General features: G+C 72.1%; 23 protein-coding genes. 11 read left to right on the top strand and 12 right to left on the bottom strand.

Annotation, left to right across the window (positions count from 1 at the left end; translation table 11 throughout):
- The first annotated feature begins 248 nt into the window (after window positions 1–248).
- Both DLJ58_RS23460 and DLJ58_RS23465 read left to right on the top strand, forming a co-directional pair.
- Window positions 249–1253, top strand: coding sequence for an EamA family transporter (locus tag DLJ58_RS23460; protein ID WP_208741288.1), 1005 nt, complete (start codon window positions 249–251; stop codon window positions 1251–1253).
- A gap of 10 nt (window positions 1254–1263) precedes the next feature.
- On the top strand, window positions 1264–1917 hold the full coding sequence (locus tag DLJ58_RS23465; RefSeq protein WP_124859326.1) for a prepilin peptidase: 654 nt from the start codon (window positions 1264–1266) through the stop codon (window positions 1915–1917).
- 38 nt (window positions 1918–1955) lie between these two features.
- Here DLJ58_RS23465 and DLJ58_RS23470 read toward each other — a convergent pair whose 3' ends face one another.
- The 5 genes from DLJ58_RS23470 to DLJ58_RS23490 form a co-directional block, all read right to left on the bottom strand.
- Complete coding sequence (locus DLJ58_RS23470) at window positions 1956–5138, bottom strand: UvrD-helicase domain-containing protein (protein ID WP_124859328.1); 3183 nt, start codon at window positions 5136–5138, stop codon at window positions 1956–1958.
- A 61-nt stretch (window positions 5139–5199) separates the two neighbouring features.
- Entirely contained in the window at window positions 5200–6447 is a 1248-nt protein-coding gene (locus DLJ58_RS23475) for a metallophosphoesterase (protein ID WP_124859330.1), read from the bottom strand.
- A 13-nt stretch (window positions 6448–6460) separates the two neighbouring features.
- Window positions 6461–6715 (bottom strand): MoaD/ThiS family protein, encoded by a 255-nt coding sequence (locus DLJ58_RS23480; protein ID WP_124859332.1) that lies wholly within the window; start codon window positions 6713–6715, stop codon window positions 6461–6463.
- A gap of 2 nt (window positions 6716–6717) precedes the next feature.
- Window positions 6718–7731, bottom strand: a complete 1014-nt coding sequence (gene moaA, locus DLJ58_RS23485) for a GTP 3',8-cyclase MoaA (RefSeq protein WP_124859334.1) — start codon at window positions 7729–7731, stop codon at window positions 6718–6720.
- A complete protein-coding gene (locus DLJ58_RS23490) occupies window positions 7728–8642 on the bottom strand; it encodes a fructosamine kinase family protein (protein WP_124859336.1) in 915 nt (304 codons plus the stop codon). The genes moaA and DLJ58_RS23490 overlap by 4 nt, the downstream gene beginning before the upstream one ends.
- A 173-nt stretch (window positions 8643–8815) precedes the next feature.
- On the opposite strand from DLJ58_RS23490, the gene DLJ58_RS23495 reads away from it, so the two are divergent.
- The 4 genes from DLJ58_RS23495 (at window position 8816) to DLJ58_RS23510 (ending at window position 11423) form a co-directional block, all read left to right on the top strand.
- On the top strand, window positions 8816–9862 hold the full coding sequence (locus DLJ58_RS23495; RefSeq protein WP_124859338.1) for a DUF4192 domain-containing protein: 1047 nt from the start codon (window positions 8816–8818) through the stop codon (window positions 9860–9862).
- 75 nt (window positions 9863–9937) lie between these two features.
- Window positions 9938–10264 carry a type II toxin-antitoxin system RelE/ParE family toxin gene (locus tag DLJ58_RS35180; RefSeq protein ID WP_124859340.1) on the top strand — a complete coding sequence of 109 codons (327 nt, stop codon included), beginning with the start codon at window positions 9938–9940 and terminating at the stop codon, window positions 10262–10264.
- Window positions 10264–10581 carry a helix-turn-helix domain-containing protein gene (locus DLJ58_RS23505; RefSeq protein WP_124859342.1) on the top strand — a complete coding sequence of 106 codons (318 nt, stop codon included), beginning with the start codon at window positions 10264–10266 and terminating at the stop codon, window positions 10579–10581. The genes DLJ58_RS35180 and DLJ58_RS23505 overlap by 1 nt, the downstream gene beginning before the upstream one ends.
- A 125-nt stretch (window positions 10582–10706) precedes the next feature.
- Window positions 10707–11423, top strand: a complete 717-nt coding sequence (locus DLJ58_RS23510) for a GAP family protein (protein WP_124859344.1) — start codon at window positions 10707–10709, stop codon at window positions 11421–11423.
- A 13-nt stretch (window positions 11424–11436) separates the two neighbouring features.
- Here DLJ58_RS23510 and fdhD read toward each other — a convergent pair whose 3' ends face one another.
- Window positions 11437–12303, bottom strand: coding sequence for a formate dehydrogenase accessory sulfurtransferase FdhD (fdhD, locus tag DLJ58_RS23515; RefSeq protein WP_124859346.1), 867 nt, complete (start codon window positions 12301–12303; stop codon window positions 11437–11439).
- A gap of 126 nt (window positions 12304–12429) precedes the next feature.
- On the opposite strand from fdhD, the gene mobA reads away from it, so the two are divergent.
- The 3 genes from mobA to DLJ58_RS23530 all read left to right on the top strand — a co-directional run bounded on the left by mobA (window position 12430) and on the right by DLJ58_RS23530 (window position 14504).
- Window positions 12430–13053, top strand: coding sequence for a molybdenum cofactor guanylyltransferase (mobA, locus tag DLJ58_RS23520; protein ID WP_124859348.1), 624 nt, complete (start codon window positions 12430–12432; stop codon window positions 13051–13053).
- Entirely contained in the window at window positions 13050–13316 is a 267-nt protein-coding gene (locus tag DLJ58_RS23525) for a DUF6457 domain-containing protein (protein WP_124859350.1), read from the top strand. Before mobA ends, DLJ58_RS23525 begins: the two co-directional genes overlap by 4 nt.
- A gap of 81 nt (window positions 13317–13397) precedes the next feature.
- Window positions 13398–14504: a T3SS (YopN, CesT) and YbjN peptide-binding chaperone 1 gene (locus DLJ58_RS23530; protein WP_124859352.1), complete on the top strand. Its 1107-nt coding sequence runs from the start codon at window positions 13398–13400 to the stop codon at window positions 14502–14504.
- A 6-nt stretch (window positions 14505–14510) separates the two neighbouring features.
- Here the strand turns inward: DLJ58_RS23530 and DLJ58_RS23535 are convergent, their stop codons facing one another.
- A complete protein-coding gene (locus tag DLJ58_RS23535) occupies window positions 14511–15467 on the bottom strand; it encodes a zinc-binding dehydrogenase (protein WP_124859354.1) in 957 nt (318 codons plus the stop codon).
- Between the two features lie 72 nt (window positions 15468–15539).
- Window positions 15540–16004 carry an Lrp/AsnC family transcriptional regulator gene (locus tag DLJ58_RS23540; protein WP_030331732.1) on the bottom strand — a complete coding sequence of 155 codons (465 nt, stop codon included), beginning with the start codon at window positions 16002–16004 and terminating at the stop codon, window positions 15540–15542.
- Window positions 16005–16063: 59 nt separating this feature from the next.
- Here DLJ58_RS23540 and ddaH point away from each other — a divergent pair, with 59 nt between their 5' ends.
- A complete protein-coding gene (ddaH, locus tag DLJ58_RS23545) occupies window positions 16064–16897 on the top strand; it encodes a dimethylargininase (RefSeq protein ID WP_341869923.1) in 834 nt (277 codons plus the stop codon).
- Between the two features lie 67 nt (window positions 16898–16964).
- Here ddaH and DLJ58_RS23550 read toward each other — a convergent pair whose 3' ends face one another.
- Both DLJ58_RS23550 and DLJ58_RS23555 read right to left on the bottom strand, forming a co-directional pair.
- Complete coding sequence (locus DLJ58_RS23550; RefSeq protein WP_124859356.1) at window positions 16965–18152, bottom strand: ABC transporter substrate-binding protein; 1188 nt, start codon at window positions 18150–18152, stop codon at window positions 16965–16967.
- An 81-nt stretch (window positions 18153–18233) separates the two neighbouring features.
- Complete coding sequence (locus DLJ58_RS23555; protein WP_124859358.1) at window positions 18234–19031, bottom strand: alpha/beta hydrolase family protein; 798 nt, start codon at window positions 19029–19031, stop codon at window positions 18234–18236.
- Between the two features lie 84 nt (window positions 19032–19115).
- On the opposite strand from DLJ58_RS23555, the gene DLJ58_RS23560 reads away from it, so the two are divergent.
- Window positions 19116–19718 (top strand): bacterial proteasome activator family protein, encoded by a 603-nt coding sequence (locus DLJ58_RS23560; protein ID WP_124859360.1) that lies wholly within the window; start codon window positions 19116–19118, stop codon window positions 19716–19718.
- A 2-nt stretch (window positions 19719–19720) separates the two neighbouring features.
- Here DLJ58_RS23560 and DLJ58_RS23565 read toward each other — a convergent pair whose 3' ends face one another.
- Both DLJ58_RS23565 and DLJ58_RS23570 read right to left on the bottom strand, forming a co-directional pair.
- A complete protein-coding gene (locus tag DLJ58_RS23565; protein WP_124859362.1) occupies window positions 19721–20533 on the bottom strand; it encodes an HAD family hydrolase in 813 nt (270 codons plus the stop codon).
- Window positions 20533–21354, bottom strand: a complete 822-nt coding sequence (locus DLJ58_RS23570) for an HAD family hydrolase (protein ID WP_124859364.1) — start codon at window positions 21352–21354, stop codon at window positions 20533–20535. Before DLJ58_RS23570 ends, DLJ58_RS23565 begins: the two co-directional genes overlap by 1 nt.
- Window positions 21355–21636: the final 282 nt, after the last annotated feature.

Raw genomic sequence — 21636 nt, forward strand, 5'->3', positions numbered from 1 at the left:
CGGTCCGGGTCGCCCCTGCGGTGCGGGCGGGTACGACGGGATCGCCGGCGGGTAGGGCTCCGACGCGGGCGGGTAGGGCTGCTGCGCCGGTCGACCGGGCGTCTCGTCGGGCCTTTGCCCACGCCACGGCCCTGGGTGGCCGCTCCCCGGTTGTCCGTAGTTCGTCATGCCGCCCTCCTGCACAAGTGGTGAGAAGCCGGCCACCAAACCGCGACGCGGACTCCGGGCCACCGTAGCGTGGTCCACTGATGAGCTCACCTCCACCGAGCACCACGGCCTTCGCCGGCCGTCGTGCCAGCAGCACGCCGACCCTGATCTGGACCGCGTTGATCGTGGTCTACGTACTGTGGGGGTCGACCTATCTGGCCATCCGGATCACCGTGGAGACGATGCCTCCGCTGCTGTCGGCCGCCCTCCGGTTCGCCGTGGCCGGCCTGGTCCTTGCGGTGGTGCTGCGACTGCGTCGAGGCCCCGGCGCGCTGCGGGTGGACCGACGGCAACTCGGCTCGGCCGCGTTGGTCGGGGTGCTCCTGCTCACCGCTGGCAACGGCCTGGTGGTGCTCGCCGAATCGGGGCCGCCGGGAGTGGCGGTGCCGTCCGGGATCGCCGCGCTGCTGTTGGCCACGGTGCCGCTGCTGGTGGTGCTGTTGCGCTCGGCCACCGGGGACCGGCCGCCGATCTGGACGTTCGCCGGGGTCACCCTGGGCTTCGTCGGCCTCATCCTGCTGATGCTGCCGGGCGGTAGTTCGGCAGCGGTGCCGCTGCTCGGGGCGTTGACCGTGGTGGCGGCGGCCACCTCCTGGTCGGTCGGGTCCTTCCTGTCCGGACGGATCCGGATGCCCGCCGACCCGTTCGTGGCCACGGTGTACGAGATGATGGCCGGCGCGCTGGTGCTGGTGGCCCTGGCCGCCGGTCGGGGCGAACTGGCCGACTTCCATCCGGCGGCGGTGAGCACCCGGTCCTGGTTGGCGCTGGGCTACCTCATGGTGGCCGGCTCGCTGGTGGCCTTCACCGCGTACGTCTGGCTGCTGCACAACGCGCCGATCTCGCTGGTGTCGACGTACGCCTACGTGAACCCGGCGGTCGCGGTGGCGCTCGGCGCGCTGCTGGTGGCCGAGCCGATCACCCCGCAGGTGCTGCTCGGCGGTGCTGTCATCGTCGCCGGTGTCGCCCTGGTGGTGACCACCGAACGGCCGCGTCGGGCGGGCACGGGATCACGATCGGGGGACACGCCGGAGCGCGACCGCCAGTAACGTCCGGCCCATGTCGGCCGCCGCACTGGTGTCGATCGCGCTGCTCGGCGCGCTGGTCGGCCTCGTCGTACCCCTGGTGTCGCGGCGCTTCGCCACGGCGGACGCCCGGCCATGGGCGTTTCCAGGGCCGCAGCCGGTCCGACGTCCCTGGGTCGACCCGATGGTGGCGGGCAGCGCCTTTGCCGGCCTTGCCATCGCCGTGGGTGACGACCCGGCGCTGCCGGTCTTCCTCGCGGTCGCGGCGGTCGGCCTGGTGCTGGCGCGGGTCGACCTGGCCTGCCTGCGGCTGCCCGACCCGCTGGTGCTCGTCGCCGGGTTGCTGGCCCTCGGGGGTCTGACCACCGCGGCGCTGCTGTCCGGCACTCCCGGCCGGCTGCTCGGCGCGTTGGGAGGTGCGGCGGTCGCGGGCGCGGCGCACGTGCTGCTGGCTCTGCTGCCCGCCTCACGGCTGGGCTTCGGGGACGTAAAACTCGCCGCCGTCCTCGGCCTGCCGCTCGGCTGGCTGGGGTGGGACGCCCTGCTGGCCGGGCTGCTCCTGCCGCACGTGCTGCACGGCGGTCTGGTGCTCGGCCTGCTCGCCGCCCGAAAGGTGCACCGGAACACCCTGCTGCCCCTTGGCCCGGCCCTGCTGCTGGGCGCCTGGCTTGCCATCCTCCTTGACTGACCGCCCCCGCCCTGGCGTGGGGCGTGGGGGACCGGGGGTCAGATCAGGCGGAGTTGGCGGTCCTTGGGGCGGCGGGGTTCGGCTTCGCCGAAGCGTTCGAAGAGGCCCGGGTCGATGGTGTTGAGGAAAGGCGACGGTGCGCAGTCGCGCTCGGTGCCGTGCCGGGTGCGGCGGGCGGCGTGACTGACGTACAGCCGGTCCTGGGCCCGGGTCAGGCCGACGAAGAAGAGCCTGCGCTCCTCGGCGACGGCGTCCTCGTCGGGCGTCGAGCCCGGCCAGCGCAGCGGCAACAGCCCGTCCTCGACACCGACCAGGAAGACCACCGGGAACTCCAGGCCCTTCGCGGCGTGCAGGGTGAGCAGCGTGACCGCCTCGGCACGCGGGTCGAGCGCGTCCACCTCCGCGCCGGTGGCCAACTGCGACAGGAAGGCCTCCAGGTCGTCACCGCAGCGTCGGGCCAGCGGGGTCAGCAGGTCCACGGCCGAGCGGACATCCTCGGGACGGACGGTGCTGCCGGCACCGTCCAGGGTGGGCACGGCGAACCGCTCGGCGACCACCTGACCGGCCAGCCGCACCCGGGCGGCCAGTGGGCCGGCCAGACCGTCGGCGTGCCGTAGCTCGCGGGCGATGGCAGCAGCCACCCCGGGCCGGTCCCGAAGCCGGTCGTGGGAACGCTTCTGCACGGGGATGTTCGCCCGGGTCAGGGCGTCCACGATCGGGGCGGCCTGCGCGTCGGTGCGGTACAGCACGGCGATGTCGGAGAACGACAGCGAGGTGGACCGGCCGTCGATGCGGCCCGAGTCCAGCGAACGGTGCGACAATCCGCCGACCAGATCGTCGACGGTACGCACCACGAAGTCGGCCTCCTCGGTCACCGACGCCGCCGGGTAGCGCCCGACCAGCGGTGCCTCCGGGTCGAGCCGGGCCGGGTCCAGTCGTCGACCCCGGACCAGCGAGGACGGCGCGATGGCCTGCACGGCGGCGGCCAGGATCGGGGCCGACGAGCGGTAGTTGCGGTTGAGCCGGACCAGTCGGGCGTCGGTGAAGTCCTCGGAGAAGCGCAGGAAGTAGCCGACGTCGGCGCCCCGGAACGAGTAGATGGCCTGGTCCGGGTCGCCGATCGCGCAGAGGTTGCCGTCGGCTGGGCTGAGCAGCCGCAGCAGCTCGTACTGCACCTCGTCGACGTCCTGGTACTCGTCGACGAAGATCCACCGCCAGCGGTCCCGGTACCGTTCGACCAACTTCCGGTCGGCCCGCAGCAGCTCCACCGGCAGGGTCACCAGTTCGTCCAGGTCGACCAGGTCCTGCTTGCGCAGCAGCGACACGTACGCGGCGCTGTCGTCGCCGGCCTCGGTGCGTGCTGCCGCTCGCTCGGCGTCGTCGGCGATCCGGAAGTCCGCCGGGAGACCCGCCGCGCCGGCGTTCTCCCGCAGGATGGTCAACCCCAACGCGTGGAACGTACCCACTGTGACGTCCTCGGCGACCGGGCCGAGCAGGCCGTCGAGTCGGTGCCGCAGCTCCTCGGCGGCCCGCCGGGTGAACGTGATCGCGAGGCAGTGCTCGGGGAAGACGTTCAGCTCCGCGCAGAGGTACGCGATCCGGTGGGTGAGCGTCCTGGTCTTGCCGGTGCCCGGACCGGCCACGATGAGCAGCGGACCGCCGGGCGCGGAGGCGGCCACCCGCTGCATGGCGTCCAGTCGGTCCAGCAGGCCGGTGCCGACCTCCTCCATGCCGGAGAGCATCGGCTCGAACGGCTCGTGCGGAGACGGCGGCGACGCGATCGGCGGCGCGGGTGCCGGGACCGGCTTCCGCTTCGGCTCCGCCTTCGTCGCCGCCGGGCGCTTGGCCGGGACCCGGGGAGCCGACTCCGCGGGTCGTCGCTGCGCCGGCACCGGTACGTCGAACAGCGTCTCCTGCGCGCCCAACTCGGCCGGGTCGAAGAGCGTGATCACGCCGTACTCGCCGTCGTAACCGGGCACCCGGCGGACGTCGCCGCGCCGCAGCCGCCCGATGCCCTCCGCGAGCAGCTCACCGCCGGCCTGCGCGACCTCGGTCAGCGGCGTCGTGGTCAGGATCTCCAGCTCGGGGCCGAGCGTGGCCAGCAGCTCGTTGAGCCGCCCCTCGACCTTCTTCGACCGGGCGCCCACCTTGTTGATCTCGCCGAGGATCTCGGCCAGCGGCACCAGGTGGGTGACGTCCCGTGCGTGCGCCGGCCGGTGCCCGTCCGGGCGGTCCGCCAACTCCTCGATCCGGCTGAGGACGCCCACGGTGAGGGGTTTACCGCACTCGGGGCAGCGCCCGCCGGCGGCCCGGGTACGTTCCGGAGACCAGTTGACCCCACACAGCCGGTGCCCGTCCGCGTGGTACTTGCCCTCCTCCGGGAAGAACTCGATCGTGCCGGCCAGGCCGTCACCGGTACGCAGCGCCTCCCGAACGGCGAAGTAGTCGCGTTCCACGGTCAGCACGGTCGCCTCCCGGCCGAGGGCCGGTGGCGAGTGGGCGTCCGAGTTCGACACCAGTTGGTAGCCGTCCAGGCTGCCGACCCGCCAGTTCATGGCGGGGTCGGAGGAGAGCCCGGTCTCCACCGCGAAGATGTGCTCGGCCAGGTCGGCGTAGCAGTCCGCGATCGCGTCGAAGCCGGACTTCGAGCCCAGCGCGGAGAACCAGGGGGTCCAGATGTGAGCCGGCACCAGGTATCCGTCCGGGCTGGCCTCCAGGGTGATCTCCAGCAGGTCGCGGGAGTCGAGCCCGAGGATCGGCCGGCCGTCGGAGCCGAGGTTGCCGATCCGGCCCAGCGCGGTGTTGAACCGGGCCACCGCGTCCAGATCCGGCAGATAGATCAGGTGGTGCACCTTGCGGGTCCGGTCGTCCCGCTTGTAGATGGTGGAGATCTCCACGCTCAGCATGAAACGGACCGGGTCCGCCTCCGCGGTCTGCGCGAGTCGGGGTGGCAGCCGACGGGCGACGTCCCGTTCCGCCTCCGGGTCGAGCCGGTAGAGCCCCGGTTCGGCCGGGCGCAGCGTCTCCCGCAGGTGGTCGTACCAGGCGGGGTGGGTGAAGTCGCCGGTGCCGAGCAGGCCGATGCCCTTACGCCGGGCCCACCACGCGAGGTTCGGCAGTGTGAGGTCACGGCTGCACGCGCGCGAGTACTTCGAGTGGATGTGCAGGTCCGCGACGAATGGCGGTAGGCCACCGGGGGGTACGGCGCTGAACGGGGGCACGCCGCATCCTGTCACGCCCGCCGCGCCGGCCACCCGCCGCCACGCGCGGACGTGACCTCCGCTATGCCGAGCGCAGCTCGACCAGACTGATCTGCGGCTCCGCCCCGACCCGGACCGGGGGCCCCCAGAAACCGGCGCCGTTGGTCACGTAGACCTTGGTGCCGTCGACCTCGCCGAGCCCGCTGACCACCGGCTGCTCCAGCCCGACGGCCAGGTTGAACGGCATCATCTGCCCGCCGTGGGTGTGCCCGGACAGTTGCAGGTCGACGCCGTACCGGGCCGCCTCCTTGGCCGCCAGCGGCTGGTGGGCGAGCAGGACCACGGGTCGGCTCGGGTCGCGGTCACCGAGGGCGGCGGCGAAGTCCGGCCCGGCGGCGAGGCCGGTGCCGCCGGTCGCGTCCAGGTCGTTCACGCCTGCCAGGTCGAGCACACCGCCCCGGGCCTGGATCTCCTGCCGCCTGTTCTGCAGCACCCGCAGACCGAGCCGGTCGACCTCCTGGACCCACTCCTCCACGCCGGAGTAGTACTCGTGGTTGCCGGTGACGAAGAAGCTGCCGTAGCGGGAGCGCAGGTCACGCAGGGGCGCGGCGGCCGAGCCGAGCTCGGCGACGGACCCGTCGACCAGGTCACCGACGACAGCCACGATGTCCGCGTCGAGCCGGTTGATCGCGGCGACGATCCGCTCGGTGTGCGCCCGGCCGCGCAGCGGGCCGAGGTGGATGTCGGAGACGGTGGCGATGCGCAGGCCGTCCATGCTGCGGGGGAGTTTGGCGAGCGGGATCCGCACCCGGTCGAGGTGGGGTGGGCCGAGCGCGGTGCGAACGCCGTACCCCACGGTGCCGGTGGCGGTGAGGCCGGCGAAGATGGCCGCCCCACGGGCCAGCAGCAACCGACGGGACGGGTCGTGGTCCGGTGCCGCGACGGCGCCGGCGGCCGGCGGCTCGGTCGGCCCGGCGGCACCGACCAGCACCGGCTCGGGCGCGGCGGTGGTCGGCTCCGCGGCGACCACCCGGCGGCGCAGCACCAGCCGGGCGACAAGCATCGGGACTTCCAGCACGACCAGTACGACCAGGAGGTAGAACATCAGCGCGAGCCACAGGTAGCCCGGCCAGGCGATCCAGTAGAGCCCGGCCTGCGTCCCGGCCATGGTGACCGGCACGAGCAGGGCCAGCACCAGGGCGGCGATCCCGCCGATCCGTCGCCAGCGGCCCGGCGTGGTGGTGTCCCGAACGAGCCGCTTCCACAGATAGAGGTGGATGAGACCGGTGACCAGCGCGAGGACAGCCACGAACCCCAGAACCGCCATCATGTGTGCGCCTCCCTCAGCCGCCCGCGAACGGGGGCAGGACGTCGATCGTGGCCCCGGCTGGCAGGGGTGCCTGACGATCATGACAGGTGACGCCGTTCACGAGGAAACTCGCCACCCGCAGCACGGCGGCCAGTCGGTCGCCGTGGCGCTGGGTCAGCTCGGTCGTGAGGTCGTCGAGTGTCCGCCCGGCGGGGATGGCCTCCTCGGCGTGGCCGACGGCGGCGCGGGCGCCCGCGAAGTAGCGGACGGTCAGCGGTGTCCCCTCCACGCTCAGCCTCCGATCGCGGACATCGGGCGGGTCGGCTGGAGGAAGGTGGGGTCGTCGATGCCGTGCCCGGCGCGCTTGCCCCACATCGCGGTACGCCAACGCCGGGCCAACTCGTCGTCGTCCGCGCCGGTGCGCAGCGCGGCGCGCAGATCCGATTCTTCCGTGGCGAAGAGGCAGGCGCGGACCTGACCGTCGGCGGTCAGTCGGGTGCGGTCGCAGTCCCCGCAGAAGGGGCGGGTGACGCTGGCGATCACACCGACCCGGGCGGGGCCTCCGTCGACCAGCCAGGTCTCCGCCGGTGCCGCGCCGCGCTCGGCCGGGTCGGGGCTCAGATCGAACACGGTACGCAGGGACGCCAGGATCTCCTCGGCGGTGACCATGGTGTCGCGTGCCCAACCGTGCTGGGCGTCCAACGGCATCTGCTCGATGATCCGCAGCTGGTAGTCGTGATCGAGGGCGAAGCGGAGCAGCGCTGGCGCCTCGTCCTCGTTGACACCACGCATCAACACTGAATTGATCTTCACAGGATTGAGACCGGCTGCCGCCGCTCCGGCGAGCCCGGCCAGCACCGCGTCGAGGCGAGGGCGGCGGGTCAGCTTGGTGAACCGGTCCGGGTCCAGGGTGTCCAGTGAGACGTTCACCCGGTCCAGGCCGACCGCCCGCAACGTCGGGGCCAGTCGGTCCAGGCCGATGCCGTTGGTGGTCAGCGAGACCCGGGGGCGGGGTTCGAGGGCGGCGACCGCCGTCACGATGTCGACCAGCCCGGGTCGGATCAGCGGTTCACCGCCGGTGAACCGCACCTCGGTCACGCCGAGCAGCTCGACAGCCACCCGGACCAGTCGGACGATCTCCTCGTCGGAAAGCAGCTCGGGGCCGGCCAGCCAGGGCAGCCCTTCGGCCGGCATGCAGTAGGTGCAGCGCAGGTTGCACTTGTCGGTGAGGGACACGCGTAGGTCCCGGGCGACACGGCCGTACCGGTCGACGAGGACGCCGTCGGTCCCCGGGGCGACGCTCACCTGTCGACCGTAGCGCGCTCGGCCCGGCTCAGGACGCCACGGGCGGTCTGGACGACCACATCTCGGAAGCTGACGCCGAAGAGTGCGGTGTGCACGAGCAGCAGATGCAGCTGATGCAGGGGCACCCGGTCACGCCAGCCGTCCAGTAGTGGCCAACTTTCCTGGTAGGTGGCCAGCACCCGATCCAGGTGGGGAATGCCGCCGAAGAGGGCGAGCTGGGCGAGATCCGTTTCCCGGTGCCCACCGTGCGCTGCCGGGTCGACGAGCCAGACCCGGTCGCCGGCCCCCCACAGCACGTTGCCCGGCCACAGGTCGCCGTGGATGCGCGCGGGCGGCTCGTCGCCGCCGAGCCCGTCGAGGCGACCGATCACCTGCTCGACCAGAGCGGCATCGGCGCTGGTCAGCGCGCCACCGTCGACCGAGCGTCGCAGGTAGGGGACGAGGCGCCGCTCGGCGAACCAGGTCGACCAGCGCCCGCCGGTGAGGGAGTTGTCCTGTGGGAGCGAGCCGATGAACCCGGGCCAGGTGGCACCGAAGGCGGTCGCGCCCGCCCGGTGCAGCCCGGCCAACTCCCGGCCGAAGCGCTCCGCGGCCTCCGGCGTCGGTTCGCCGGGCTCCACCCAGTCGAGCGCCAGCAGCTCCGGCAGCACCACGATCACCTCGGGTACGCCGACCGCGCCCGCCTCCCGCAGCCAGCGCAGGCCGGCGGCCTCGGCGGCGAAGAAGCCCTCCGGCGGCGGTCGGTCGGCGCCTTCGGGCCAGGACTTGGCGAAGACGGAGTGGCCGTCGTCGAGGGTGAGCCGGGCGGCAGCGCAGATGTTTCCACCGGCGACCGGCGTCTCCCGGAGCCGCTGATGGGTCCGGAAGGTCGGGAGGTGTGCCGGATGCGCGCGCAGGTACGCCAGGTCCATCAGCGCACGGTAACCGCTCCTTACGACAGCCAGGTGTCGCCTGATCACATCGGCGCTCTTTCGGCACCCGTAGGTGTGGCGTGAGCAGGGAAAACACGGTCAGTAACTGTGGATAAGCCGCGTGTCGTCCACAGGGGTGGCACGGCCCGGTACGCCCGCCGCAGGCTTCCGGCATGACCTCGACCGAACGCCCCCAGCTCGCCGTCCGCTCACCCGCCGACCTGATCGCCGCGGTGCCGTACCTGCTCGGCTTTCATCCCACCGACAGCGTGGTCGCCGTGGCGTTGCTCGGTCGGCAGATCATCTTCGCCGCTCGTGCGGACCTGCCCGACCCGTCGACCGACCAGGTCGAGCGGGCCCGACACCTGGCTGCTGTGATCCGCCGGCAGGGCGCGGAGGCCGCGACCGTGGTCGGCTACGGGCAACCCGATCGGGTGACGCCGGCTGTGGACGCGGTGCGCGCCGCACTGAGCGCCGGCGGGATGGACGTGCTCGACGCGCTGCGGGTGACCGACGGCCGGTGGTGGTCCTATCTCTGCACCGAGCCCGACTGCTGCCCGCCCGAGGGCCGGCGCTACGACCCGACCGTCAACCGGTTGACCGCCTCGGCGGTCTTCGCCGGTCAGGTCGCGCTCCCCGACCGAGCCGCCCTGGTGGCGCAGGTGGCACCGATGGACGGCCCGGCCCGGGAGGCGGCCCGCGCGGCCACCGCCCGCGCCGAGCAGAGGCTGGCCGAGCTGATCGAGCAGGCACCCGAGAGTGACCTGCTCGGGGCGCGGGCGCTGCGCGCCGCCGGGGTGGCGGCGGTCCGCGACGCCCAGCGCCGGCAGCGGCGTGGCGAGCGGCTCGACGATGACGAGGTGGCCTGGTTGAGCCTGCTGATGACCCACCTGCCGGTCCGCGATCACGCGTGGGAACGCACCGACGGCCGGGACCGGGACATCGCCCTCTGGACCGACGTGTTGCGCCGCGCCGAGCCGGAGGTGGCCGCTGCGCCGGGTGCGCTGCTGGCGTTCGCCGCCTGGCGCGCCGGACAGGGCGCGTTGGCGGCGGTCGCGCTCGAACGCACGCTGAGCCTGCACCCCGACTACTCGCTCGCCCTGCTTCTGGACGACCTGCTCCGGCGGGGCGTGCCCCCGGCCGAGCTGGACGGCTGGCCGTCGGTCGGGATGCCCGGCGTCATCCGGCCTCGCAAACGGAGCCGACGTGGCCGCCGCTGACGAGCCGGTTCCCAGTTGCCGCCCGGCCGCCGGAGACTCCCGGGCAGCTCTATCGCAATCTTGCTATAGTCGGCTTTGGTCAGTCCTCTTTCACCCGGAGGCCGTGACCGAGCTGCGAGCCACACCCGCGATCGAACAGGCAGCAATCGGACACGCCATAGAAGGCTGGAGAGCCTCGGCCCCAATCTTGGCTACCCGCACTCCAGCAAGATCAGAACCGCCGACAACCTGCGTGAGCTACGCCCACGTGGAGGGCGTAGCCGGTGGCGCGTCTTCTACACACAGGTTGGTGAGGCGTTCGTGGTTGGCGCCATCGGCCCGGAAGCCAGCGTCAGCCAGCGGAACTTCGCCCGGGCCGTCGCAGCCGCAGAGCGAAGGATCAAGGACGTGGAGGCGGAGTGATGAAACGTTCCCAGCTCAAGACCTCGCAGCAGGTCATCGGCGATGCCAGTCGTCAGGATCCGGTGATCCGCGCAGAATGGGATCGGACAGCGTTCGCGCGCGAAGTCGCGCTCCGTATCGTGGGGTACCGCACCGAAAACCAGCTGACCCAGACCGCGCTCGCTCGCAAGGTGGGGATGACCCAGTCGGTCATCGCGCGACTGGAATCAGGGGACCAGCCGCCGTCGATCGCGACCCTCGTCAAGCTCTCCAAGGGCACCGGCATGGAGTTCGACGTAAAGATCTCCCGCGGTGCCGTCGAGATCGTCGCCGCATAGTCGGCGGTTCTCCTCCGGCGACGCCTCCGTCGAAGGATGTACGCGTTGCTCCTGTCCACGGCCGACGCGGACGGGCCACCGCCGCCGGAGAATGATCTCGTGGCCGTTCTCCGCGTTGGTACGACATGACCCCCGAATTGCTGCTGTCGCTGGCCGGGCTGGCGTTGATCGACAGCACCAGCATCGGCACCCTCTTCATCCCGGTCTGGTTGTTGCTCGCCCCCGGGCCGGTCAACGTTCGCCGGATCCTGGGCTACCTCGCCACCATCGCGGTGTTCTACCTCGCGGTTGGTCTGCTGCTGGTCTGGGGCGGCAGCGCGCTGGGCGACGTGCTGGGCGGTGCCCTGGACAACCGGGGAGTCCTCTGGGCGCAACTCGTCCTGGGCGTGGGAATGCTGGCGCTCAGCTTCCGCTACGACGGCAAGCGGCGTCCCCGTACAGGTGGTGTGTTGCGGTGGCGGGACCGGGCCACCGCCGGAGATTCCTCGGCCCGGTGGTTGGTCGGGCTCGCGCTGCTCGCGGCGCTTGCCGAGGTGGCGACCATGCTTCCGTACCTCGGTGCGGTGGGTCTGCTGGCCACCTCGGGGGTGGGAGCGGCGAGCGTGGCGGCGCTGCTTGCCGGGTACTGCCTGGTCATGGTGCTGCCGGCGGTGTTGTTGCTGGGTGCCAGGGTGGCCCGCCCGCGACTGGTCGAGCCGGTGCTGGCGCGCCTGAACACCTGGATCGTCACGAAGGCGGGCAGCGCGTTGGGCTGGATCCTCGGCATCGCCGGTTTCCTGATCGCCCGTGATGCCGCCGCACGGCTGGCCCTGTTCGACCTGATCGACCGGATCGGTCGCTGACGGGCAACCCGGGTCAGGCTGGCTGCTCCACCGTGATCCGGTGCGGCCCGGTGTAGACGTTCATGGTCCGCCCGCGCAGGAAGCCGACAAGTGTCATCCCCGCCTCGTCGGCCAGTTCCGCGGCGAGGGTGCTCGGGGCGGACACCGCGGCCAGCAGCGGCAACCCCGCCATCCACGCCTTCTGGGTCAACTCGAAGCTGGCCCGTCCGGAGACCAGCAGCAGGTGCCCGGCGAGCGGCAGCCGTCGTTCCCGCACGGCCCAGCCGATCACCTTGTCCACGGCGTTGTGCCGGCCCACGTCCTCCCGGAGCACCACCAGCTCGCCGTCGGGGGTGAACAACCCCGCCGCGTGCAGCCCGCCGGTCCGGTCGAAGCCGCGCTGGGCGGCGCGCAACCGGTCGGGTAGCTCGGCGAGCAGCGTGGCCGGGACGCTGAGCGGATCCGCCGCGACCGGGAAGAGCGACCGGGTGCGTACCGCGTCGATGCTGGCCTTGCCGCAGACCCCGCAGGAGCTGGTCGTGTAGAAGTTCCGGGACGGGTCGGTGGTCGGTTCCGGTACGCCGGGGGCGAGCACCACGTCCACCACGTTGTACGTGTTCGGCGTCTCCGCGCCGGCGCAGAGTTGCGCGGTCAACACGTCGTCGGTCGACCGGATCAGCCCCTCCGTCAGCAGGAACCCGATGGCCAGGTCCAGATCGTCGCCGGGGGTACGCATGGTGACGGCGAGCGGCCGGCGTCGGCCGGGGCCGGCCGCGCCGACCCGGATCTCCAGCGGCTCCTCCACGGCGAGCGTGTCCGGTCGGCGGACCGATCCGCGTCCGGCGGTCACCGCGTCCAGGTCGATCCGGAGTACGCCCCGTCGATCAGTTGCCCGTCCCATGCCGCCATCCTCCACCCCGAGCCGGCACGCCCGCACGGCCACCGGGCACCGGGCACCGGCAGCGAGCGCGTCGGGGCATTCAGACGGCCAGCGCTCTCGGCGCGTTCGCACGGCTACGGTGGCCGGATGGGGACGTACGCCGCCGTGGTGCTCGCGGGTGGGGCCGCCCGACGGATGGGCGGAGTCGACAAACCCGCGCTTCCGGTCGGTGGTCGGCCGATGCGCGACCGGGTGCTGGCCGCCGTCAGCGATGCCACGCTCCGGGTGCTGGTCGGTTCGGCCGACGCCGTCCCCGCAGGCGTGCGGGTCATCCGGGAGGAGCCACCCGGCGGCGGCCCGGTCGCCGCAGCGGCTGCCGGGTTGGCGCTGCTGGATCCCGACACGGCACTTGTCGCGCTGCTCGCCGCCGACCTGCCGCTGCTCACCCGCTCCGCGATCGGGGAGCTGCTGGGTCACGTCGCCGAGGAGGCCGCCGCAGGCGGTGGCGAGCGACGGCCCGACGGGGCCTGCTTCGTGGACGGGGACGGGCGGCGGCAGTCGCTCTGCGGTGTCTGGCGCGTCGCCGCGCTGCGGGCAGCGGTGCACCGGCTGACGGTCGAGCGGGGCGGAAGTCTGTCCGGAGCCCCGGTCCGGGCGTTGCTGGCCGGTCTCGTCGTGCGGGAGGTGGCCTGGTCCGGCGACGGCCCGCCGCCGTGGTTCGACTGCGACACTGACGAGGACGTACGCCGGGCGGAGGAGTGGGCGCGATGACGGTGATGGACGACTGGGTCACGGCGGTGTGCGCCGAGTTGGATCTGGACCCGGCCGCGGTGCCGGTGCCGGCGGTGCTGGATCTGGCCCGGGACGTCGCCCACCAGGTGCTGCGTCCGGGTGCGCCGGTCACCGCGTACCTCTTCGGGTTGGCGGTTGGCCGGGGCGCGGACCCGGCGGACGCCGCGGCCCGGCTCAGCGCGCTGGCGGGCGCCTGGCCGGTCGAGCTGGGTGCCGAACCCACGGACCCGACGGCGCCCTGACCGCCGCTGTCCGATCCCGGTCCGGGCTGATCCTACCCACGGGCGGCGTGGGTAGGGTGATCGTGACGGACGGAGGCGATCATGACGGCTGACCACCCCTCGGCGCCGCACGGTGAGCTGCCCGGCGCTTCGACTGAGCCGGCGGAATCGATCCTGCTCGACGAGCCCAGCACCACCGACCTGCGGGCGAAGGTGACCGAGGCGTGGCGGGAGTTCGCCCGCGCGCTCGCCGTACGGCTGCGGGAACTTCCCGTCGGCGCGAACCTCGACGTGACCCTCGACCCCACCGCCTCCGGCACCGGGGACGCCGTCTATTCGATAAGCGTCGACGTGGACGCCGACCGGGTGTTGTCCGCCCGTGCGGTTGGCAACGCCGCTCTACCGGCGGGCTACCGACTGGACCGGGGCGCGGTGGCGGACATGGTCGCGCTCGGTTGGTCCCCGCCCGGGGTGGTCGCCGGCTCCGGCGGTTCCTTCGGGCTGAACGCCACGACGGCCGAGTCGACCCAGGTCGCCACGCTGCTCTCCCGCACGCTGCGGGATGTCTACGGGGCTCCCCACCCGGCCTTCCTCGTCTTTCTGGTGCACGACGCCGAGGGCGAGCCGTTGGCTGTGGAGCCGCTGGGCACCGCCCGCAGTGAGTTCGGTCCGGACGCCGACGTCGAGGCGGACCTGGAGGAGGCGTTGGCCGAGGCGGCCGCCTCGCAGGTCGAGCGGGACGACGTGCTCGACCTGGCCGATCGGGTCCGCACCGTGGTCTCGACGATGTTGAAGTCGGACACCGACCGGTTGCAGATCGACTCGGACGGCGACATCACCATCCGCGCCGGGTCGGCGATGGTCTTCGTGCGGGTGCGGGACAATCCGCCCCTGGTGGACGTCTTCTCCCCGGTGCTCACCGAGGTGGAGCCGACCGAGCGGCTCTACGTCAAGCTCTCCGAACTGACGAACCGGATGCCGATCGGCCGTCTCTACTGCGCCGACGACACGGTGTGGGCTTCCATCCCGGTGTTCGGCCGCAACTTCCAGGCGACCCATCTGATGCTGGCGGTCCAGGTGATGACCGGTCTCGCCGACGAGTTGGACGACCGCCTGCACGGCGAGTTCGGTGGCAAGCGGTTCTTCGGTGAGGGTGACAAGCCGGTCCGGCGCGACGAGTCGGAGCACCGCACCGGCATGTATCTCTGAGCCCGATCAGGCCACGTCCAGCAGCGTCTTGCCGACCGTCGCGCGCGCCTCGATGGCGGCGTGCGCGTCGGCGGCGCGTTCCAGTGGGAAACGTTGGCCGATGAGCGGTCGCAGCTGGCCGGCCGCCGCGTCCGCCAGGGCCTGTTCGGTGTACGCCCGCAGCCGGGCCGGTGGCACGTCCGGGCGGACCACTGTGACCTGCCGTGCCGTGGCGGCCTCCGCCGACACCGGGGACCACTGCCCGCTCGCCAGCCCGAAGCTGACCATCCGGCCGCCCGGAGGGAGCAGTTCGAAGGCGGCGCGGGCCACCGAACCACCTACCCCGTCGAGCACCACGTCGACCCCGCCCACCGCAGCGCGGACCTGCTCGGCCCACTGGGGCAGCAGGTAGTCGACGGCCAGCTCGGCACCCAGGCCGGGTAGCAGGTCCACCTTGCGTCGCCCACCGGCCGCTCCGATCACCCGGGCCCCGGCCCGGGCCGCCAGCTGCACCAACAGGCTGCCGACGCCGCCGGCCGCGGCCTCCACCAGCACCCGGTCACCTGGACGGACGCCGACCGCCTCGATCAGCATGGTGGCGGTCCGGCCGTCGGCCAGCAGCGCCACCGCCTCGTCCAAGGCCAACCCGGCCGGCACCGCGATCGTCGCCGACGCGTCCACGGCCGCGCGTTCGGCGTAACCGCCGGAACCTCCGGTGGCGCTGACCACCCGCTGCCCGGTCAGCGCCGGGTCGACGTCCGACCCGACCGCCGTGATCATCCCGCCGACGCCGTTGCCGGGGATCAGCGGTGGGGTGAGGCGGAACGGGCCGGGGTGACCGGCGCGCAGTTGCGTCTCGATGAAGGTGATGTTCGCGTGCGCGACGTCGATCAGCACCTGGCCGGGGCCGGGGACCGGGTCGGGCGCGGGGCCGGGCACCAGCACCTCGGGCCCGCCGAACTCACGTAACCAGATCGCCCGCATGACAGTCCCCTCGGCACCGATGGGCTGCCTCGCCCACTCGGGGTCAGTCCATCTCCTCAACCTGGGTCGAGGTCAAGAGGTGCCGGCGGACGGGCCGACGCCGGGCGATTCGACCAGCCGGGAGAGCACGATGGTGCTGCGGGTGGAGGTCACGAAGGACTCGGCCCGCAGCCGCTCCAGTGCTGCCTCCAGGTGGGCGATGTCGGCGGCGCGCAGGTGCACGAGCGCGTCCGCCTCCCCGGAGACGGTGTACGCGCCGACGACCTCGGGGTGTCGGCGGGCGGCCACGCCGATCTGCGCCGGGGTGGTCCGGCCGGCGCAGAACAGCTCGACGAAGGCCTCCGTGGTCCAGCCGACGGCGGCCGGATCAACGACGGCCGTGAATCCCCTGATCACGCCGGTGGCGCGCAGTCGGTCGACGCGACGCTTGACCGCTGGGGCGGAGAGTGACACCCGGGCACCGATGTCGGCGTAGGACGCACGGGCGTCCGCGACGAGTAACGCAATGATCCGCTGGTCTACCGCGTCTATCTGCAACGTTCCGCCTCTGGGAAGCAACGCTTGTGGCTGTTTTCAAAGTTCTACGGTACCTACTCTTGGTGACCGTGAACCAGCAGCGTTTCCCGCGAAAGCGGACATATCTCATGTGCTCGCCGGAGTACTTCGCGGTCGAGTACGCGATCAACCCGTGGATGGACGTGACCACCCCGGTCGACCGGGACCTGGCCGTCAAGCAGTGGGACCGGCTGCGCGAGACGCTCGTCGGCCTCGGTCACGAGGTGCACCTGCTCACCCCCGAGCAGGGCCTGCCCGACATGGTCTACGCCGCCAACGGCGGCTTCGTCGTGGACGGCAGCGTCTACGGCGCCCGGTTCAAGCACGAGCAGCGGGCCGCCGAGGCCGCCGCCCACCACGCCTTCTACGAGGCGCAGGGCTGGCGGTTCATCGCACCCGGCGAGACCAACGAGGGTGAGGGCGATTTCGCGTACGTGCCGGAGGCGCACGGCGGGCTCATCCTGGCCGGGCACGGCTTCCGTACCGAGATCCCCGCGCACGCGGAGGCGCAGGAGGCGCTGGGCCGTCCGGTGGTGTCGCTGCGCCTGATCGATCCCCGCTTCTACCACCTGGACGTGGCGCTCGCGGCCATCGACGACGCGAACGTCGTCTACTTCCCGGGCGCGTTCTCGGCGGCCAGTCAGCGGGTGCTCACCCAACTCTTCCCGGACGCGGTGATCGCCGACGACGAGGACGCGATGGCCTTCGGGCTCAACCTGGTCAGCGACGGCGCGAACGTGGTGCTCAACAGCGAGGCCACCCGCTTGGCCGGCAAGCTCAAGGCGGCCGGGTACACCCCGGTCCCGGTCGAGCTGGCCGAGCTGAAGAAGGGCGGCGGCAGCGTGAAGTGCTGCATCGCCGAGCTGCGGCACTGATCCGCGAACGTCTCGGGGCCGGCCTCCCACTGGGAGACCGGCCCCGAATCGTGCTTGGGGTGGGCGCTCAGCCCAGCGTGGCCAGCTCGTTGATCAGCACGTTCGACATGACCTGACCGTCACGCTGCACCTCGCGCAGGTACCACTTCTGCTGCGGGGTACGCGGCTGGTTGAACTGCCAGATGCCGCGCGGGCTGTCGATCTGGCCGATCTTGCCCAGGGCCAGGTTGACCTGCTGCGGCGTGGGCTTCCCGCCGGTCAGCTGGATGGCCTGGTCGAGCACCTGCGCCGCGTCGTACGACGCCATCGCGTACGTGGTGGGGGTGAACTGGTACTTCTTGCGGTACGCCGAGGCGAAGACCCGGTTCGACGTGTTGTTCAGGTCGGCCGAGTAGTTCAGCGCGGTCTGGATGCCCAGCGCGTTGTCCTTCAGGTTCTCCAGCACGGTGCCCTCGGTGAGGAAGCCGGGCGCGTAGATCGGCCCGGCGAACTTCTCGCGCAGCTGCTTGATGAACTCCACCGCGGCCGCCCCGGCGAAGAAGCAGAAGACCGCTGTGGGCTTCTTGGCCAGTGCCTTGGTGATGTCCGAGGCGTACGTAGTCTTGCCGGGGTTGGCGGTGGCGTTGGTGTAGGTCACCGGGTCGCCGATCCGCGGGTCGGTCGCGCCGAACTCCTGCCGGAAGCCGCGGACCACGTCCGGGCTGCCGACGTTCTCCGGCATGATGATCGCGATGCGGCCGTTCTCCGGCAGTTGGTCGCGCAGGTAGCGGCCCAGCGCCCGGCCGGCCTCGTCGAGCACGTACGAGGTCCGCCAGATGTAGAAGACGCTCTGCAGGCTGCTCGGTGAGGCGTTGGAGCCGATCAGCGGGACCCGGGCCTGCTCCACGGTGTCCCGGATGCCGACCATCACCGCCGAGTTGACTACGCCGGTGAGTGCCAGCACGCCCTGCTTGAGCAGGCCCTCGACGGCGGCCTTGCCCGTCTTCGCGGTGTCGCCCTCGTCGGCGGTCAGCAGCTCCACGGGGTGGCCGCCGAGCCGCTGGTCGTGCAGGTCGAGGAAGAGCTGGAAGCCATTGGTGATGTCGTCGCCGATGCTCTTGAAACCACCGGCCTGCGGCGTGATCAAACCGATCTTGATCGGGCCCCGGTCGGCGGTCGACTCGGCGTCACCGTCTGAGCCACACGCGGCGACGAACCCGGTGGTCCCGAGCGCGGCCAACAGTTGGAGCGCCCGCCTGCGATTCATCTGCGACACCGAGTTCCTTCCAAGGAAGCGTTGCAGGGCCGAACACAGCCCCACCGGCGTTCTACCTGGTCCGCGACGCTGCGTCAATGGCTAGTGATCATCGTGCAGGGACCGCAACACGGCGAGGACCTGAGGCCAGGCGGCAGCCTCCGGGTCGATCAGCCCGAAATGCTCGCATCCGGGCAGTTCAACAAGGGAGATATCGGAACCTCCGGCACGGGCCTCCGCGACGAAATCCCGGCTCATCTCCACCGGAACCTGGTGATCCTCAGAACCATGAACAACTACTGTCCGTGTTCGTATCGGTACCAACATCCGTGGATCCGTAGTCGCGTACCGGTCCGGGACATCCGCCGGTCCGCCGCCCAGCAGCGCGGCGACCGCGCCCGAGTCCAGATCCCGCCGGTACGCCTCACCCAGATCGGCCACCGGGGCCAGGGCCAGCACCCCGCCCACCGTCGCTGGCGCGGTGGCCGCCACGTACAGCGCCAGGTGGCCGCCGGCGGAGTGCCCGACCAGGATCGGCGCGGCCAGGCTCACCCGGCCGGGCAGCGCCTCGGCGGCCAGCACCGGCAGCTCGGCCACCCCGGCCAGTACGTCGGTCAGCGTGCCCGGCCAGCCACCTCCGGGCTGCCCGGTGCGGCGGTATTCCAGCTGCGCCACCGGATAGCCGTCAGCGGCGAGCGCCGCGGCCAGCGGGCCGGTGTGCCGCCGGTCGTACTCGGCCCGCCAGAAGCCGCCGTGCACGACGACGACCAGCGGCCGGGCCGGCCCGGTTCCCGCCGGAAGCCGCAGATCGGCCACCTGATCAGGGTGGTCCCCGTACGCCACGGTCCGGTCGGGCTCCGGTGCGGGCCGGGTCAGCACAGCGCGCGGGTCGACAGGCATGGCGCGACGGTAGCGCGACCCGCCCGGGTGGTTCGGCCCCGGTAGTCGGTCCCGGCCGGCATGGTTCACGCCCGCTGGGTAAAGATGGACCCCATGACCGAAGCGCGCTCCGCTGGACAGAACGACGAGCCCGGCCCCGACGACTCCGGCCACTCCGGCACCGTGGTGGTGGTTGGCCCGGACGGCCGGCCGGTCGGCACGATGCAGACCGACGAGGGCCAGGGAGAGGACCCGACCCGCCTGGTCGAACAGCCGGCCAAGGTGATGCGGATCGGCAGCATGATCAAGCAGTTGCTGGAGGAGGTGAAGGCCGCACCTCTCGACGACGCCAGCCGCAGCCGCATGCGGGAGATCCACGAGCGGTCGATCGTCGAGCTCAAGGAGGGCCTCGCCCCCGAGCTGCGCGACGAGCTGGAGCGCATCTCGCTGCCCTTCGCCGAGGACAAGGCCCCCAGCGAGGGGGAGCTGCGGATCGCGCACGCCCAGCTCGTCGGCTGGCTGGAAGGCCTGTTCCACGGCATCCAGGCGGCCCTGGTGGCCCAGCAGATGGCCGCCCGGGTGCAGCTGGAGCAGATGCGCGGCGGCCGGCAGGCGCTGCCCAGCGGCCCCGGTGGGGTCGTCCCCGGGATGCCGGGCATCGGCCAGCCGGGCGGCGGTGAGGGTCACAACACCGGTCAGTACCTCTGACCTCAGTCCACCCCGAAGATCTTCTCCAGGTACGCCGCCACGCCGTCCTCGGTGTTCGCCGTCGTCACGTCGTCGGCGACCGCCAGGACGGCGCGGTGTGCGTTGGCCACCGCCACGCCACGCCCGGCCCAGGTCAGCATCGGTACGTCGTTCGGCATGTCGCCGAACGCCAGCACGTCCGCCGCCGCCACCCCGATCTGGTCGCAGTACCAGGCCAGACCGGCCGCCTTGGTCACCCCGGTCGCGGAAATCTCCACCAGCCCGGAGGACGACGAGTGGGTGGCCTCGGCCAGGCCCGCCACCGCCGCGGCGATCAGCTCGGCGAAGGCGTCCGGGTCCTGCTCGCCGGCTCGGGCGAGAAGCTTCACCGCCGGGACCGACAGGAGCTCCTCCGGCGTCTCGATCGGCCGGATGCCGTCGGCGTCGGCGTCCCAGCGCAGCGGATAGTGCGCCTCGTGCCGCATCTCCCGGCTGTCCAGGATCTCCACGGCGAAGCTGATCCCCGGCACCTCGGCCCGTAGCCTCCGGGCCACCTCGGCCAGGTGGTGCGGCGCGAGCGGGTCAGCCCGTACCACCTCGTCGGAGAACGGGTCGTAGACCACGGCGCCGTTGGCGCAGACCGCCGGCAGCGGCTTGGCGAGCTGGTCGTACACCATCTTGAGCCAGCGGACCGGACGGCCGGTGACCAGGACGACCGGCGTGCCTTTTGCGGAGATCCGCGCGAGCAGGTCGGCGGTACGTGGGCTGACGGTGTGGTCGTCGCGGATCAGCGTGCCGTCGATGTCGGTGGCGATGAGGCGGGGCCTGTCTTCCATTACCGGGACAGTAGCCGGTCCAGATACACCGCCACCCCGTCGTCGTCGTTGCGCAAGGTCACCTCGTCGGCGGCGGCGCGCAGCTCGGTGTGCGCGTTGGCCACGGCCACCCGCGACCAACCGGCCCACTCGAACATCGGCAGGTCGTTGGGCATGTCACCGAAGACCAGCACATCGGCCGGGTCGACCCCGAGGGTCTGCGCCACCACGGTCAGCCCGGTCGCCTTGTCAACGTCGGGCGGGGAGATCTCGATGAAGCCGAGCCCGGCCTGGGTGAGTGTGGCGACCTGCGGCGAGACGATCCGACGGGCCACCGCCAGCAGCTCGTCCACGTGGTGGTCGGCGGTCCGGGCGAAGGCCTTGATCACGTCGCAGGCGAGGCACTCGTCGCGGGTGCGCGCCTCGAAGCGGTCCTGGTAGGGCCAGCTCTCGTGGTAGTCGCCCCACAGCGGGGCGTCGTGCTCGTCGGACGCCTCGACCATCACGGTCAGCGGGCCGACCTCCGCCTCCAGGTCGGCGAGGAGCCGGGCCAGCACCTCGGCGGGCAGCCGCTCGTCGCGGAGCACCACCGGGCCGCTCGGGTCGCTCTGGTCGACCACCCGTCCGCCGCCGGCCATCACCAGGAAGTCGGCGGCGCGGATGTCGTTGCGGGTCAGCTCGGTCAACCGAGGGCCGCGTCCGGTCGCGCCGACCACCGGAATTCCGGCGGCACGCACCCGGTCGAGCACCCCATGGGTGTACGCGGAGACGGTGTCATCGCTGCGGACCAGCGTCCCGTCGAGGTCGGTCGCGATCAACTTGGGCAGTCCCGGGCGGGTCATCGTTCCTCCTTCGCCCGCCGCCGTCGCGCCTGCCGTGGCCAGGGAAACCGAGGCCCGGCGTGACGGCGGGCAGCAACCGTACCTCGCGGAACGGGTCGCATCCATGGCTTCCAGGCGAATCGGGCGCCAACCCGGGGCACCCGCCAGATGGCCGCCCCGCGCTATACCCACAGCCCCGCGCGATCTTGCACTTTCGGTTGCTGATTCGCGCGTTATGCACCCTTTGTCGGGACAGCAATTGCAAGATCGGCGACGCGAGGGGTGGCGAGGGTGGGGTGGGAG

Origin of the sequence: Micromonospora arida (genome assembly GCF_003857035.1) — a bacterium.
GTDB classification, from domain to species: Bacteria; Actinomycetota; Actinomycetes; order Mycobacteriales; family Micromonosporaceae; genus Micromonospora; species Micromonospora arida.

Excerpts from the sequence above, each read along its gene's own strand:
- DLJ58_RS23490 (WP_124859336.1), bottom strand. The coding sequence starts at position 8,642 with ATGGACCTGGCGTACCTGCGCGCGCATCCGGCACACCTCCCGACCTTC.
- DLJ58_RS23565 (WP_124859362.1), bottom strand. The coding sequence starts at position 20,533 with ATGGAAGACAGGCCCCGCCTCATCGCCACCGACATCGACGGCACGCTG.
- DLJ58_RS23555 (WP_124859358.1), bottom strand. The coding sequence starts at position 19,031 with ATGCCTGTCGACCCGCGCGCTGTGCTGACCCGGCCCGCACCGGAGCCC.
- DLJ58_RS23560 (WP_124859360.1), top strand. The coding sequence starts at position 19,116 with ATGGACCCCATGACCGAAGCGCGCTCCGCTGGACAGAACGACGAGCCC.
- DLJ58_RS23495 (WP_124859338.1), top strand. The coding sequence starts at position 8,816 with ATGACCTCGACCGAACGCCCCCAGCTCGCCGTCCGCTCACCCGCCGAC.
- DLJ58_RS23570 (WP_124859364.1), bottom strand. The coding sequence starts at position 21,354 with ATGACCCGCCCGGGACTGCCCAAGTTGATCGCGACCGACCTCGACGGG.
- DLJ58_RS23510 (WP_124859344.1), top strand. The coding sequence starts at position 10,707 with ATGACCCCCGAATTGCTGCTGTCGCTGGCCGGGCTGGCGTTGATCGAC.
- fdhD (WP_124859346.1), bottom strand. The coding sequence starts at position 12,303 with ATGGGACGGGCAACTGATCGACGGGGCGTACTCCGGATCGACCTGGAC.
- DLJ58_RS23535 (WP_124859354.1), bottom strand. The coding sequence starts at position 15,467 with ATGCGGGCGATCTGGTTACGTGAGTTCGGCGGGCCCGAGGTGCTGGTG.
- DLJ58_RS23505 (WP_124859342.1), top strand. The coding sequence starts at position 10,264 with ATGAAACGTTCCCAGCTCAAGACCTCGCAGCAGGTCATCGGCGATGCC.
- DLJ58_RS23465 (WP_124859326.1), top strand. The coding sequence starts at position 1,264 with ATGTCGGCCGCCGCACTGGTGTCGATCGCGCTGCTCGGCGCGCTGGTC.
- DLJ58_RS23530 (WP_124859352.1), top strand. The coding sequence starts at position 13,398 with ATGACGGCTGACCACCCCTCGGCGCCGCACGGTGAGCTGCCCGGCGCT.
- DLJ58_RS23525 (WP_124859350.1), top strand. The coding sequence starts at position 13,050 with ATGACGGTGATGGACGACTGGGTCACGGCGGTGTGCGCCGAGTTGGAT.
- DLJ58_RS23475 (WP_124859330.1), bottom strand. The coding sequence starts at position 6,447 with ATGATGGCGGTTCTGGGGTTCGTGGCTGTCCTCGCGCTGGTCACCGGT.
- mobA (WP_124859348.1), top strand. The coding sequence starts at position 12,430 with ATGGGGACGTACGCCGCCGTGGTGCTCGCGGGTGGGGCCGCCCGACGG.
- DLJ58_RS23460 (WP_208741288.1), top strand. The coding sequence starts at position 249 with ATGAGCTCACCTCCACCGAGCACCACGGCCTTCGCCGGCCGTCGTGCC.